Annotated in this window: 13 protein-coding genes; 9 read left to right on the top strand and 4 right to left on the bottom strand. The window is 72.6% G+C overall.

Going from position 1 to position 13,439, the window contains the following annotated elements:
- Positions 1-43: 43 nt before the first annotated feature.
- From E6U81_RS21625 to E6U81_RS21595, 7 genes are all read left to right on the top strand, one after another.
- Positions 44-1,372 carry a hypothetical protein gene (locus E6U81_RS21625; RefSeq protein WP_136231757.1) on the top strand — a complete coding sequence of 443 codons (1,329 nt, stop codon included), beginning with the start codon at positions 44-46 and terminating at the stop codon, positions 1,370-1,372.
- A 20-nt stretch (positions 1,373-1,392) separates the two neighbouring features.
- The gene (dxr, locus tag E6U81_RS21620) at positions 1,393-2,646 is read left to right on the top strand and encodes a 1-deoxy-D-xylulose-5-phosphate reductoisomerase (RefSeq protein WP_136231756.1); all 1,254 of its coding nucleotides are present in this window, start codon (positions 1,393-1,395) and stop codon (positions 2,644-2,646) included.
- The gene (locus E6U81_RS21615) at positions 2,643-3,944 is read left to right on the top strand and encodes a site-2 protease family protein (protein ID WP_136231755.1); all 1,302 of its coding nucleotides are present in this window, start codon (positions 2,643-2,645) and stop codon (positions 3,942-3,944) included. Before dxr ends, E6U81_RS21615 begins: the two co-directional genes overlap by 4 nt.
- A gap of 174 nt (positions 3,945-4,118) precedes the next feature.
- Positions 4,119-5,276 carry a flavodoxin-dependent (E)-4-hydroxy-3-methylbut-2-enyl-diphosphate synthase gene (gene ispG, locus E6U81_RS21610; protein WP_030651122.1) on the top strand — a complete coding sequence of 386 codons (1,158 nt, stop codon included), beginning with the start codon at positions 4,119-4,121 and terminating at the stop codon, positions 5,274-5,276.
- 145 nt (positions 5,277-5,421) lie between these two features.
- Positions 5,422-6,267, top strand: a complete 846-nt coding sequence (locus E6U81_RS21605; protein WP_206309991.1) for a GNAT family N-acetyltransferase — start codon at positions 5,422-5,424, stop codon at positions 6,265-6,267.
- A 62-nt stretch (positions 6,268-6,329) separates the two neighbouring features.
- Positions 6,330-6,872, top strand: a complete 543-nt coding sequence (locus E6U81_RS21600) for a GNAT family N-acetyltransferase (RefSeq protein ID WP_136231754.1) — start codon at positions 6,330-6,332, stop codon at positions 6,870-6,872.
- A 43-nt stretch (positions 6,873-6,915) separates the two neighbouring features.
- Positions 6,916-8,628 (top strand): proline--tRNA ligase, encoded by a 1,713-nt coding sequence (locus E6U81_RS21595; protein WP_136231753.1) that lies wholly within the window; start codon positions 6,916-6,918, stop codon positions 8,626-8,628.
- Positions 8,629-8,662: 34 nt separating this feature from the next.
- Here the strand turns inward: E6U81_RS21595 and E6U81_RS21590 are convergent, their stop codons facing one another.
- From E6U81_RS21590 to E6U81_RS21575, 4 genes are all read right to left on the bottom strand, one after another.
- A complete protein-coding gene (locus E6U81_RS21590; RefSeq protein ID WP_136231752.1) occupies positions 8,663-9,631 on the bottom strand; it encodes a slipin family protein in 969 nt (322 codons plus the stop codon).
- Between the two features lie 79 nt (positions 9,632-9,710).
- Complete coding sequence (locus E6U81_RS21585) at positions 9,711-10,613, bottom strand: aminoglycoside phosphotransferase family protein (protein ID WP_136231751.1); 903 nt, start codon at positions 10,611-10,613, stop codon at positions 9,711-9,713.
- A gap of 34 nt (positions 10,614-10,647) precedes the next feature.
- Positions 10,648-11,088: a DUF4439 domain-containing protein gene (locus E6U81_RS21580; protein WP_168714703.1), complete on the bottom strand. Its 441-nt coding sequence runs from the start codon at positions 11,086-11,088 to the stop codon at positions 10,648-10,650.
- On the bottom strand, positions 11,085-11,471 hold the full coding sequence (locus E6U81_RS21575) for a hypothetical protein (RefSeq protein ID WP_346766163.1): 387 nt from the start codon (positions 11,469-11,471) through the stop codon (positions 11,085-11,087). The genes E6U81_RS21580 and E6U81_RS21575 overlap by 4 nt, the downstream gene beginning before the upstream one ends.
- Positions 11,472-11,783: 312 nt before the next feature.
- On the opposite strand from E6U81_RS21575, the gene rimP reads away from it, so the two are divergent.
- Positions 11,784-12,296: a ribosome maturation factor RimP gene (gene rimP, locus E6U81_RS21570; protein ID WP_136231748.1), complete on the top strand. Its 513-nt coding sequence runs from the start codon at positions 11,784-11,786 to the stop codon at positions 12,294-12,296.
- A gap of 2 nt (positions 12,297-12,298) precedes the next feature.
- Complete coding sequence (gene nusA / locus E6U81_RS21565; protein WP_136231747.1) at positions 12,299-13,345, top strand: transcription termination factor NusA; 1,047 nt, start codon at positions 12,299-12,301, stop codon at positions 13,343-13,345.
- The last annotated feature ends 94 nt before the right edge of the window (positions 13,346-13,439 follow it).

Here is a 13,439-nt window from a genome sequence, read left to right as displayed (position 1 = left end):
GACCCGGCACGCGAACGAGCACAGCACGAGGCGGACGAGAACGATGTCGACGGCCGAGCAGGACCGCACCAGCCGACGGCTGGCCTGGTGCGTGGCGCACCTGCTGCGCCACGCACCGGACCATGTCGTCGTCGACATGAGCCGCCGGCTCGACCGGCCGGCCCTGAAGTACCTCTGCCGGGACGAATGGCTGGCGGCCTCCACCGTCACCCTGCTGCTGCGCCACGGCGCCGCCGCCGACCGCGGCTACATCGCCCGCAACCCCCGCGTCGTGGGCAGGCCGCTGCCCGGCCTGCCCGGGCCCGCCCGCTACGCCCGCCGCCGCACCCCGCCCGAGCTCCTGCCCGTGCTCCGCGCCGAGCTCGGCCGGGACCCCGCCGCGCAGCCCCTCACCGCCGCCGAGCTGGCCGGCCTGCTGCGCCGGCACGGCCGGCGCGGACCGCGCGTCCCCCTGGACATCCTGGCGCTGCCCCACGAGGCCGACCCCGGGCTGCTGCTCGCCGAGCACGCCCGCAGTCCGCTGCCCGCCGGCTCCGTCGAGGCCCTGCTGCTCGCCGCCGACCTGCCCCGCGAGGCCGCCAGCGGGCTGCTCGCCACCGCCGCGGCGCCGATCGACGCCCGCTCCTGGCACCGGCCCGCCGTCCGCGCCGTACGGATGGGACGGCTCACGCACGAGGAACTCGTCGCCCACGTCGCCCCCGCGCGCCACACCCTGCTCCTCGGCCACCTCCCCCGCCGCCGCTCCCTGCGCTGGACCCTGCCCGAACAGGCCGGCATGCAGACCGCCGTGATGCGGGCCCTGCGCCCGCTGGGGGACGACCCGAGGCTGTGGGCGGAGCTGCTGCGGCACGCCCCCGGGCACCCCGGGCCGCTGCCCGCACTCGTGGCGGGCGTCGTCGAGGGGAACCTGCCCGCACCGGACGGCGCACAGGAGCCGGACCCCGAACTGGCCCGGGCCGTACGCCACCTGGCCCCGACGGCCGCCGAACCCTCCGGGGACGTGGAGCGCGAGCTGGCCCTCGCGAGCCTCGCCGTGCCCATGGAGAGCGTCGAGGAGGACATCCGCTGGGTGCGCGACTGCCTCGACCGCGGCCTGCTCACCGGCATCGACGTGATCCGGCACAAGCTGCCGGCCTGCTGGGCCCTCGACGAGGACCACTGGCTCGGTGACGTGGACCACCCCGACCGGCACGACCACCCGGACGCCGTCCTCGCCGCCCACGCCGAGGCGTACCGGCTGCTCACCGTCGCCCTCGCAGAGGACCCGGAAGCCTGGTGGCGGACCGCCCGCACGCTCCCCGACTTCGCCGGAACGCTGCCGCACCTCCTCCTGCGGGTCACGGAAGGGGGCTCCGTGTCGGGCCGCCCCTGACTTGCGGCAACAATGGGGGCATGAGCGACCGTCCAGCCCCCCTCGCCGACCCGCACCTCCTCTTCGACCCCGCGGCCGGCCGCCGGGACATCGTGATCCTCGGGTCCACCGGCTCCATCGGCACCCAGGCCATCGACCTCGCCCTGCGCAACCCGGACCGGTTCCGGGTCACCGCCCTGTCCGCCGCCGGCGGCCGGGTGGCGCTGCTGGCCGAGCAGGCCCGGCTGCTGCGGGTCGAGAAGGTGGCCGTCGCCCGCGAAGACGTCGTACCGGCCCTGAAAGAGGCGCTGAGCGCCCAGTACGGCCCCGGCGAGGCGCTGCCCGAGATCCTGGCCGGGCCGGACGCCGCGACCGAGCTCGCCGCCTCCGCGTGCCACACCGTCCTCAACGGCATCACCGGCTCCATCGGCCTCGCGCCGACCCTGGCGGCCCTGCGGGCGGGCCGCACCCTGGCCCTGGCCAACAAGGAGTCGCTGATCGTCGGCGGCCCGCTGGTCAAGGCCCTCGCGCAGCCCGGCCAGATCATCCCCGTGGACTCCGAGCACGCGGCGCTCTTCCAGGCGCTCGCCGCCGGAACCCGCGCCGACGTCCGCAAGCTCGTGGTCACCGCCTCCGGCGGCCCGTTCCGCGGCCGCACCCGCGCCGAGCTGGGACGCGTGACCGTCGAGGACGCGCTCGCCCACCCCACCTGGGCCATGGGCCCGGTCATCACCGTCAACTCGGCGACCCTGGTCAACAAGGGACTGGAGGTCATCGAGGCCCACCTGCTCTACGACATCCCGTTCGAGCAGATCGAGGTGGTCGTCCACCCGCAGTCGTACGTGCACTCGATGGTGGAGTTCACCGACGGCTCCACGCTCGCCCAGGCCACCCCGCCGGACATGCGCGGCCCCATCGCGATCGGCCTGGGCTGGCCCCAGCGGATCCCGGACGCGGCCCCCGCTTTCGACTGGACCAAGGCCTCCACCTGGGAGTTCTTCCCCCTGGACACCGAGGCCTTCCCCGCCGTGGGCATCGCCCGACACGTGGGCGGCCTCGGCGGCACCGCCCCGGCCGTGTTCAACGCGGCGAACGAGGAGTGCGTCGAGGCGTTCCTGGCCGGTCGGCTGCCGTTCACAGCAATCATGGATACGGTCTCTGCCGTGGTCGATGAGCACGGGACACCGCAGTCGGGAACCTCCCTGACCGTCCAGGACGTCCTTGAAGCAGAGGCCTGGGCCAGGGCCCGGGCGCGGGAGATGGCGGCTCGGGCCGCCGCGGAGGCGCGCGCATGACACTTCTGATGACGGTGCTCGGAATCGTGATCTTCGCGGTCGGCCTGCTGGTCTCCATCGCGTGGCACGAGCTGGGGCACCTCTCCACGGCCAAGCTGTTCGGCATTCGCGTGCCGCAGTACATGGTGGGCTTCGGCCCGACCGTCTGGTCGCGGAGCAAGGGCGAGACCGAGTACGGGATCAAGGCCATCCCGATGGGCGGCTACATCCGCATGATCGGGATGTTCCCGCCCGGCGAGGACGGCAAGGTCACCGCCCGGTCCACCTCGCCGTTCCGGTCCATGATCGAGGACGCGCGCTCGGCGGCGTACGAGGAGCTCCGGCCCGGCGACGAGAGCCGGCTCTTCTACACGCGCAAGCCGTGGAAGCGCGTGATCGTGATGTTCGCCGGCCCCTTCATGAACCTGGTCCTGGCCGTGGCGATCTTCCTCACCACCCTGATGACCTTCGGACTGAACACCCAGACCACCTCGGTCGCCACCGTCTCGGACTGCGTCATCCAGCAGAGCGAGAAGCGCGACAAGTGCCAGCCCGGCGACCCGGCCGCACCCGCCAGGGCCGCGGGCCTCCAGGCGGGCGACAGGATCGTCGCGTTCAACGGCCGCCAGGTCGAGGACTGGTCCGCCCTCCAGAAGGACATCCGCGCCACCGTAGGACCCGCCACGATCACCGTCGTCCGGGCGGGCGAGCGCCTCGACCTCACGGCGAACCTGATCGAGAACAAGGTCGCCAAGACCGACGGCAGCGGCAGGTACGTCAAGGACGAGTACGTCACCGCGGGCTTCCTCGGCTTCGCGCCCGCCTCCGGCTACGTACCGCAGACCTTCGGCCAGTCCGCCGAGCGCATGGGCGAGATGATGGAGGCCGGCGTGCAGTCGCTGGTCGCCCTGCCGTCCAAGGTCCCGGACCTGTGGAACGCGGCCTTCAACGGGGCCGAGCGCAAGCAGGACAGCCCGATGGGCGTCGTCGGCGCGGCACGCGTCAGCGGTGAGATCTTCACCCTCGACATCCCCGCCCAGCACCAGCTGGTGTTCTTCCTCAACCTGCTGGCCGGCTTCAACCTCTCGCTGTTCCTCTTCAACATGCTGCCGCTGCTCCCGCTCGACGGCGGGCACATCGCCGGCGCCCTGTGGGAGTCGCTCCGGCGGGGCGTGGCACGGATCTTCCGCCGCCCCGACCCCGGCCCGTTCGACGTGGCGAAGCTGATGCCCGTCGCGTACGTGGTCGCAGGCCTGTTCATCTGCTTCACCCTGCTGGTGATGGTGGCCGACGTGGTGAACCCGATCAAGATCACCTAGTTCGCGGGGGCCTACCCCAGTCGTACCGGAGCCGGGCACGGATCGTGCCCGGCTCCCTACGTTCGGGTGGCGCACCCCCTCGGATGCACGGCCCGCCGCTTGGTTGGCGTAATCTCGAAGCCTGGAGCCCGCCGATCTCGGGACCTTGATCCACACCTTGGGGTTGCACAGCAGATGACTGCCATCTCACTCGGAATGCCGGCCGTGCCGACGAAGCTTGCCGACCGCAGGGTCAGCCGCAAGATCCAGGTCGGCAAGGTGGCCGTCGGCGGCGACTCACAGATCTCCGTGCAGTCGATGACCACCACCAGGACCTCCGACATCGGGGCGACGCTCCAGCAGATCGCCGAGCTCACCGCCTCCGGCTGCGACATCGTCCGTGTGGCGTGCCCGACCCAGGACGACGCCGACGCGCTCGCCGTGATCGCCAAGAAGTCGCAGATCCCGGTCATCGCCGACATCCACTTCCAGCCGAAGTACGTGTTCGCCGCGATCGACGCCGGCTGCGCCGCGGTCCGCGTGAACCCGGGCAACATCAAGCAGTTCGACGACAAGGTCAAGGAGATCGCGAAGGCCGCGAACGAGACCCGCACGCCGATCCGCATCGGTGTGAACGCCGGCTCCCTCGACGCCCGACTGCTGAAGAAGTACGGCAAGGCCACCCCCGAGGCGCTGGTCGAGTCCGCGCTGTGGGAGGCCTCCCTCTTCGAGGAGCACGGCTTCGGCGACATCAAGATCTCGGTCAAGCACAACGACCCGGTCGTCATGGTCAACGCCTACCGCCAGCTCGCCGCCGCCTGCGACTACCCGCTGCACCTGGGCGTCACCGAGGCCGGCCCCGCCTTCCAGGGCACCATCAAGTCCGCGGTCGCCTTCGGCGCCCTGCTCTCCGAGGGCATCGGCGACACCATCCGCGTCTCCCTCTCCGCCCCGCCGGCGGAGGAGGTCAAGGTCGGCATCCAGATCCTGGAGTCGCTGAACCTCAAGCCGCGCCGCCTGGAGATCGTCTCCTGCCCGTCCTGCGGCCGCGCCCAGGTCGACGTCTACAAGCTGGCCGAGGAGGTCACGGCGGGCCTGGAGGGCATGGAGGTCCCGCTGCGCGTCGCGGTCATGGGCTGCGTCGTCAACGGCCCCGGCGAGGCCCGTGAGGCCGACCTCGGCGTCGCCTCCGGCAACGGCAAGGGCCAGATCTTCGTGAAGGGCGAGGTCATCAAGACCGTCCCCGAGTCGAAGATCGTCGAGACCCTCATCGAAGAGGCGATGAAGATCGCGGCGCAGATGGAGGCCGACGGCATCACCAGCGGCGAGCCGACCGTCGCCATCGGCGTCTGAGCCACCCGGCCACCGGCACCCCGCCCGGCCCCGTTCCCGCAGTTCGGGAGCGGGGCCGGGGCCTTTTCGTGACCTGCGGACGCGGCATCGTCCGGCGCTGCCGGGTACAGTGCGGAGATCAGCAGACTTGCATGGTGAGGCCCCAGTGTTGACGCAGACCACCACCCGGGTCCTTGAGCCCAGTGATCTCGACGCCGCGCTCGACATCCTCGGACGCGAGCCGGTCGAGAACGCCTTCGTCACCTCCCGGGTCCAGGTCGCCGGACTCGACCCCTGGCGCCTCGGCGGCGAGATGTGGGGCTGGTACGCCGACGGCGAGCTCCGTTCGCTCTGCTACGCCGGAGCCAACCTCGTCCCCGTCTGCGCCGAGCCCGACGCCGTACGGGCCTTCGCCGACCGGGCCCGCCGCACCGGCCGCCGCTGCTCCTCCATCGTCGGCCCGGCCGAGCCCACCCGGCGGCTGTGGCAGCTCCTGGAGCCCAGCTGGGGTCCGGCCCGCGAGGTCCGCGCCCACCAGCCCCTCATGGTCATCGAGCGCCCGTCCACCACGGTCGAGCCGGACCCGCAGGTCCGCCGGATCCGCAAGAACGAGATGGACCTGATCATGCCCGCCTGCGTGGCCATGTTCACCGAGGAGGTCGGCGTTTCGCCGATGGCCGGCGACGGCGGCCTGCTCTACCAGGCCCGCGTCGCCGAGCTCGTCGCAGGCGGCCGCTCCTTCGCCCGCGTCGAGGACGACACGATCGTCTTCAAGGCGGAGATCGGCGCCGCCACCTCCCGCGCCTGCCAGATCCAGGGCGTCTGGGTGGCCCCCGAGTTCCGCGGCCGCGGGCACTCGGAGACCGGGATGGCCGCCGTCGTCGAGTACGCGCTGCGCGACGTCGCGCCCGTGGTCAGCCTCTACGTGAACGACTTCAACACCGCCGCCCGGGCCGCGTACCGCCGGGTGGGCTTCCGCGAGGTCGGCGCGTTCATGAGCGTGCTGTTCTGAACCCGCAGGAGACCGGGGTCGCGGCATTCCGACACACCCTTACCGCGAAGTAAGGTCACCGCATGCTGCCTTCCGGTGTCCGTATCGGCCCCCTCGACCTCGCCGCCCGGGTGGACGAGGCCCTGCGTGTGCAGGCCGTCGCCTTCGGCCTCAGCGAGGAGGAGGTCGGCATCCGGCGCTACATCGTCCAGCGCCACATGACCTGCAAGGGCGCCCGCGCCCTCGGAGCCTTCGCCGAGGACGGCGCGCTCACCGGATTCGTTTACGGGATGCCGAACGACCGCACGCACTGGTGGTCCACCATCGTCGAGCCCTACCTTCGGGCCGGCGGCCACGAGCACTGGCTCGACGGCTCCTTCGTCATCACCGAACTCCACGTCCACCCCGGCTTCCAGGGCCACGGCGTCGGCCGCTCCCTGATCACCACCCTCACCGACGCCGCCGCCGAGCCCCGCTCGATCCTCTCCGCCATCGACACCGAGAGCCCCGCCCGCGGCCTCTACCGGGCCCTCGGCTACGTCGACCTCGCCCGCCAGGTGCACTTCCCGAGCGCGAGCCTCCCGTATGCGGTCATGGGCGCCACACTGCCGCTGACCAGGCGCTGAAATGGGTTAACGGGCGTCGGCGGGGCCCCGGTAACCTCCCGGCATGTCCACACATCACGTACAGCGCATGTCCCGCCTCATGGCCAAGACCCTCCGCGAGGACCCGGCCGACGCCGAGACCCTCAGCCACCGGCTCCTGGTCCGCGCCGGCTACGTCCGGCGCAGCTCGGCCGGGGTGTGGACGTGGCTGCCGCTCGGCAAGCGGGTCCTGGACAACGTCAGCCGCGTCGTCCGCGAGGAGATGGACGCCATCGGCGCCCAGGAGGTGCTCCTGCCGGCCCTGCTGCCCAAGGAGCCGTACGAGGTCAGCGGACGCTGGTCGGAATACGGCGACCTGCTGTTCCGGCTCAGGGACCGCAAGGGCGCGGACTACCTGCTCGGCCCCACCCACGAGGAGATCTTCACCCTGGTGGTGAAGGACCAGTGCACCTCGTACAAGGACCTGCCGGTCATGCTCTACCAGATCCAGACCAAGTACCGGGACGAGGCGCGGCCCCGGTCGGGCGTGCTGCGCGGCCGCGAGTTCCAGATGAAGGACTCGTACTCCTTCGACGTGTCCGACGAGGGGCTGGAGGAGTCCTACCGGCTCCACCGCGAGGCCTACGTCCGGATCTTCGAGCGGCTCGGCCTGGACCACCGGATCGTCTCCGCGGTGTCGGGGGCGATGGGCGGCTCGGCGTCCGAGGAGTTCCTGGCCCCGGCCGGGGCGGGCGAGGACACCTTCGTGGACTGCCCCTCCTGTGACTACGCGGCCAACACGGAGGCCGTGACCTTCGCGCTGACCCCCGTGTCCGCGGAGCACCCGCCGTCGGAGGAGGTGGACACCCCCGACACCCCGACGATCGAGACCCTCGCCGCACACCTGGGGGTCCCCTCCTCGGCGACGCTGAAGAACCTCCTGGTGAAGGTCGACGGCGAGATCGTGGCCGTGGGCGTACCCGGGGACCGGGAGGTGGACCTCGGCAAGCTGGGCGAGCACCTGGCCCCCGCGGTCGTCGAGCTCGTCACGGCCGAGGACTTCACCGACCGGCCCGACCTCGTACGCGGCTACGTGGGCCCGCAGGGTCTGGAGAAGGTCCGCTACCTGGCCGACCCGCGGGTCGCTCCGGGCACCGCCTGGGTGACCGGGGCCAACAAGCAGGACACGCACGCCCGCAACGTGGTCTGCGGCCGGGACTTCGAGGTGGACCGGTACCTGGACGTGGTCGTCGTGGAGCCGGGCGACCCCTGCCCCTCCTGCGGGGCCGGGCTCCGCCTCGACCGCGCGATCGAGATCGGCCACATCTTCCAGCTCGGCCGCAAGTACGCGGACGCCTTCGGGCTGGACGTGCTGGGCCGCGAGGGCAAGCCGGTCCGGGTCACGATGGGCTCCTACGGCATCGGCGTCTCCCGCGCGGTGGCGGCCCTGGCCGAGCAGACCGCGGACGAGCGCGGGCTGTGCTGGCCGGCGGCGGTGGCCCCGGCCGACGTCCACGTGGTGGCGGCCGGCAAGGCGGTGCCGCTGGCTCTGGCGGACGAGGCGGCCGCGGCCCTGGCGGGCTCCGGCCTGCGGGTCCTGCTGGACGACCGCCCGGGCCTGTCCCCGGGCGTGAAGCTCACGGACGCGGAGCTGATCGGCGTGCCGTGGATCCTGGTGGCGGGCCGCCGCTCGGCCGACCGGGTCGTCGAACTCCAGAACCGCGCCACGGGCACCCGCGAGGAACTCCCCCTGACGGAAGCCCTCGCCCGCCTGCGCGAGGCCGGCCCCGCCGCCTGAGGCGCGGGGTCCGGGGAGGAGTTCCGCGCAGCGGCTACGGCGGGGACTCGTCCGGGTACGGCGGCTGCTCGGCGGCCCCGAGGGCCGGCTCCTGCGCCGCCCGGTCGAGGGCCGCCGCCTCGTCCCCCTTCGCGGGGTCGACCTCGGCCGGTGCCGCCGTCGTGGCGACCCCGGCCGGCCCGGGGCCTTCGGAAGCCGGGCCGGCCGGGGCCGGTTCCTTCCGCGCCGGCGCCGCCCCGGCCTGCGGGACCGAGCGTTCCAGGAAACGCAGCAGTTCCACCGGGAACGGCAGCACCAGCGTGGAGTTCTTCTCGGCGGCGACCGCCACGATCGTGTGCAGCAGGCGCAGCTGCAGGGCCGCCGGCTGTTCCGACATGACCTCCGCCGCCTCGGCGAGCTTGTGCGAGGCCTGCAGCTCCGCGTCCGCGTTGATCACGCGGGCCCGCCGTTCGCGGTCGGCCTCCGCCTGCCGGGCCATCGACCGCTTCATGGTCTCGGGCAGGGACACGTCCTTGATCTCGACCCGGTCGATCTGCACCCCCCAGCCCACCGCGGGGCTGTCGATCATCAGCTCCAAGCCCTGGTTGAGCATCTCCCGGTTGGAGAGCAGGTCGTCCAGGTCGGACTTTCCGATGATCGACCTCAGCGAGGTCTGCGCCATCTGCGAGACGGCGAAGCGGTAGTCCTCCACCGCCACGATGGCGTTCGCCGGGTCGACGACCTTGAAGTACACGACGGCGTCCACCCGCACCGTGACGTTGTCCCGGGTGATGCCCTCCTGCGCGGGCACCGGCAGCGTCACGATCTGCATGTTCACCTTGCGGAGCCGGTCTATCACGGGAACGATCACCGTGAAGCCGGGAGGCCGTATCTCCTGCCGCAGCCTGCCGAAGCGGAAGACCAGGCCCCGCTCGTACTGCTTCACCACGCGGGCCGCAGCGCCCATGTAGACGGCGGCGCCCACGGCTGCGGCCAGCACCGCTGTCAGCAGTTCCTCGACCATGACGGCCCCCTGCCGGACATACCTTCCTACCTACGGTATGCCCCACTCCGTGCCGGTGCGATCAGGCCGGAGACGCCGCCTACAGCCAGGAGGCGAACTCCAGCAGGAGCTCCGCGTCCCGGCGGCGCCCGGCGGCCAGGGCGCGGTTGCCCGACTCCACGGCCCGGAAGAGCGTCCAGCCCCGCAGCCGCTCCCGGTCCACGTCCAGCGCGTCCGCCAGCTTGTTCACCCGGCGCCGGGCGCCCGCCGCCCCCGCCGAGGAGGCCACCTGGTCCTCCAGCCGGTCCCGGACCAGCCGGGCCAGGTCGTACGCCCGCTCGCCGACCAGCGGGTCGGGGCCCACCGTCAGCCACGGCGCCCGCTCGCCGGCCAGGACCTTGCCCTGCCGGAAGTTCCCGTGCAGCAGCAGTTCCTCCGGCGGGGCCGCCACCAGCTCCTCGCGCAGCGCCAGAGCGGTGTCGGCGAGGGCCCGGGCCTCCGCGGGAGCGGCCCGCAGGGCCTGCGACTGCCGCGCGGTGCGCTCGGCCGCCGTCTCCCACCCGTGCCCGGCCGGCGGCGCCACCCACAGCCGGCGCAGTGTGCCGCTCGCCTCCAGCAGTGCCTTCGCCTCCGGCAGGGACCGCAGCGACACCTCCGCGTGCAGGCGCTCCAGCAGCAGAGCCCCGTCCTCGTGGTGGTGCCGGGTGTCGAGGACCCGTACGGCGCCGAAACCGCCCCAGTGCGCCAGCGCGGCCAGCTCCAGGTCGGGCCGCGCGTGCGGGGGCGCAAGTTTCAGAGCGGCCGGGGTCCCGTCCGCGTAGGCCACGAGGAGGACCAGACTGCTGCGGCCGCCCGGGGCCTGCACCCGCTGGGCCCGTACGCCCCGCCGGGACAGCGCGGCCTCGGTGAGCTCGGGCAACTGCCCCAGCCAGTCCGCCTCCTGCGCCGTCTCCGGCATCTCGCCGAGCGCCCGTACAAGCCGCTGCGGCGGTTCGAAAGCCATGCGTGCGTGGTCCCTTTCAGCTGGTGAGGGCTCGCTATGCGCGTTCCGTGAGCCCAGGGAAGGCTACGCCGACACCGCGCCAGCGTGCCGCGCGCACCGCTGCGGCGCTCAGCGCGTCGGCCGCCTCACGGCGCAGCGGGCCCTCTGCCGCCCGCACCAGATCGGAATACGCGCCGGCCACCCGGTCCTCGATCACCGCGGCCAGCCGCTCGGCGTCGGCGGGGCCGCGCACCTCGAAGGGCAGGGCGTAGGCGGCCTCCGAGGGCCGGGGTGCACCGCCCAGTTCGCGCACGGTCCGGGCCAGTGCGTCGCGCCGTGCGAGGTGGCCGCCGTACGCCTCCCGGGCCTCCGCGGCACGGGCGCCGGCGGTCCGTGCGCCGATCACCCCGTATCCGTAGGCGGCCGCGTGCTCGGCGGCGAGGGCCGCCTGGGCGGCCTCCAGGGCCCGGCCGGCGGGGGAGGGTTCGGGCTTCACGGCGTGGCTCCGGGGGTCGAGGTCAGCAGGTGGACGTGCACGGCGCCGCAGGCGGCCACCGAGGCCAGCATCCGGGCCAGCTCTCCCGGCGCCCCGGCCAGGTCGATGGTCCGGGCCTCGGCCAGGCTCCGCTCGGCGTCGGCGAGCGCGGTCAGGGCTTCGGCGGGCTTCGCGGGCACCGGCTCACCGCTCGCCGCGGGCGCGGCGGCCCCCGTACCGCCGGACGGTGACGCCGCGGGGGACGGCGAGCCCGACGCGGCGGGGGAGAGGGCGGCCGTGTGCGCGGCGACGGCGGCGCGCAGCGGAGCGAGACGCGCGGCCAGGTCCGGATGGGTGGCGGCCGTGGCGTCGTAACGTTCCAGCAGCCGGGCACTGTCACGCACGGCCGCTTCCCGCATCCGCCGTTCGAGTGAAATCGCGGGGTCGGCGTCCGCCGAGCGTCCGTCGGTGCACCCGGTCAGCAGCACGGCGCCGGCCGCGCCGGCGGCACCGGCGAGCAGGCTCCTGCGCGAAGGTCTGGAAGGCGGAGTCCAGGGCACGGCGACGTCCTCGTGGTGTGGGGCGGGGCAGGGTGTGATCACGGTACCCGGGGCCCTGGTCGCAGGGCGGACGGCAACACCCTCCGACACCGGATACCCTTTGACCTGACACACGACGGAAACCACAACAGCACACGCGGCCGAGGAGTCACCCGGATGAGCACGACCCAGAGCGACAGGCTGCGCGGACTGCTGGAGCCGCTCGTCGCCGCCAAGGGCCTGGACCTCGAAGAGATCGAGCTGTCGCGGGCGGGCAAGCGCCGGATGCTGCGGGTCATCGTGGACTCCGACGAGGGCGTGGAGCTGGACGCGTGTGCCGAGCTGAGCCGTGAGGTCTCCGACAAGCTCGACGAATCCGACGTGATGGGCGAGGACGAGTACGTCCTCGAGGTGAGCTCCCCGGGCGCCGACCGCCCGCTGACCGAGCACCGCCACTACGTACGGGCCATCGGCCGTCTCGTGAAGTTCCAGCTGTCCGCCGAGGACGCGCAGGGTGCCGGGGAACTGGTCGCCCGCATCCTCGACGTGGACGACGAGGGCATGGACCTCGAAGTACCGGGCGTGAAGGGCCGCAAGGCGACCGCCCGCCGCATCGCATTCACCGACATCGCCAAGGCGCGTGTCGAGATCGAGTTCAACCGCAAGGACAAGAAGGAAGAGGAGGCGTAGCCATGGACATCGACATGAGTGCCCTGCGGGGTCTGGTCCGGGAGAAGGAGATCTCCTTCGACCTGCTCGTCGAGGCGATCGAGTCGGCCCTCCTCATCGCGTACCACCGCACCGACGGGAGCTTCCGCCGCGCCCGCGTCGTGCTGGACCGCACCAACGGTCACGTGGTCGTGTGGGCGACGGAAGACCCGAGGGATCTCGAAGAGGGCCAGGAGCCCAAGGAGTTCGACGACACGCCGTCGGACTTCGGCCGGATCGCCGCGACGACGGCCAAGCAGGTGATCCTCCAGCGTCTGCGCGACGCCGAGGACGACCTGACCTTCGGCGAGTTCGCCGGCCGTGAGGGCGACGTCATCACCGGCGTCGTGCAGCAGGGCAAGGACCCCAAGAACGTCCTCGTCGACATCGGCAAGCTGGAGGCCATCCTGCCGGTGCAGGAGCAGGTCCCCGGCGAGGACTACCCGCACGGTCTGCGCCTGAAGGCGTACGTCGTGCGCGTGGCGAAGGGTGTCCGCGGCCCGTCCGTGACCCTCTCGCGCACCCACCCGAACCTGGTGAAGAAGCTGTTCTCGCTGGAGGTCCCGGAGATCGCCGACGGCAGCGTCGAGATCTCGGCGATCGCCCGTGAGGCCGGTCACCGCACCAAGATCGCCGTCCGGTCCACCCGTTCGGGCCTGAACCCCAAGGGCGCCTGCATCGGCCCCATGGGCAGCCGTGTGCGCAATGTCATGGCCGAGCTGCACGGCGAGAAGATCGACATCGTCGACTGGTCGGACGACCCGGCGGAGATGGTCGCGAACGCGCTGTCACCCGCCCGGGTGAGCCAGGTCGAGGTCGTCGACTGGGACTCGCGCTCCGCCCGCGTGACCGTTCCCGACTACCAGCTGTCGCTGGCCATCGGCAAGGAGGGCCAGAACGCCCGCCTCGCCGCGCGGCTCACCGGCTGGCGCATCGACATCCGTCCCGACACCGAGGTGTCCCCGGACACGGACCGGGACCGGGACAGGGACCGGGATCGGGACAGGGACCGGGACAGGGCCGGGGAATAAACCGGTACCGGCCGGGGCTGTCCCGACGGTAGACAGGGTCCACACGTCCGCTGCCCAGGCAGCGGATCAAGACAACACAGCAGCCGTTCGATCT

Origin of the sequence: Streptomyces sp. A0592 (genome assembly GCF_004795115.1) — a bacterium.
Lineage (GTDB): Bacteria > Actinomycetota > Actinomycetes > Streptomycetales > Streptomycetaceae > Streptomyces > Streptomyces erythrochromogenes.
The sequence above is the reverse complement of the archived record's forward strand: the minus strand, read 5'-3'. Positions and strand labels throughout refer to the sequence as shown.

Excerpts from the sequence above, each read along its gene's own strand:
- E6U81_RS21625 (WP_136231757.1), top strand. The coding sequence starts at position 44 with ATGTCGACGGCCGAGCAGGACCGCACCAGCCGACGGCTGGCCTGGTGC.
- E6U81_RS21600 (WP_136231754.1), top strand. The coding sequence starts at position 6,330 with ATGCTGCCTTCCGGTGTCCGTATCGGCCCCCTCGACCTCGCCGCCCGG.
- E6U81_RS21590 (WP_136231752.1), bottom strand. The coding sequence starts at position 9,631 with ATGGTCGAGGAACTGCTGACAGCGGTGCTGGCCGCAGCCGTGGGCGCC.
- nusA (WP_136231747.1), top strand. The coding sequence starts at position 12,299 with ATGGACATCGACATGAGTGCCCTGCGGGGTCTGGTCCGGGAGAAGGAG.
- ispG (WP_030651122.1), top strand. The coding sequence starts at position 4,119 with ATGACTGCCATCTCACTCGGAATGCCGGCCGTGCCGACGAAGCTTGCC.
- E6U81_RS21615 (WP_136231755.1), top strand. The coding sequence starts at position 2,643 with ATGACACTTCTGATGACGGTGCTCGGAATCGTGATCTTCGCGGTCGGC.
- E6U81_RS21585 (WP_136231751.1), bottom strand. The coding sequence starts at position 10,613 with ATGGCTTTCGAACCGCCGCAGCGGCTTGTACGGGCGCTCGGCGAGATG.
- dxr (WP_136231756.1), top strand. The coding sequence starts at position 1,393 with ATGAGCGACCGTCCAGCCCCCCTCGCCGACCCGCACCTCCTCTTCGAC.
- rimP (WP_136231748.1), top strand. The coding sequence starts at position 11,784 with ATGAGCACGACCCAGAGCGACAGGCTGCGCGGACTGCTGGAGCCGCTC.
- E6U81_RS21595 (WP_136231753.1), top strand. The coding sequence starts at position 6,916 with ATGTCCACACATCACGTACAGCGCATGTCCCGCCTCATGGCCAAGACC.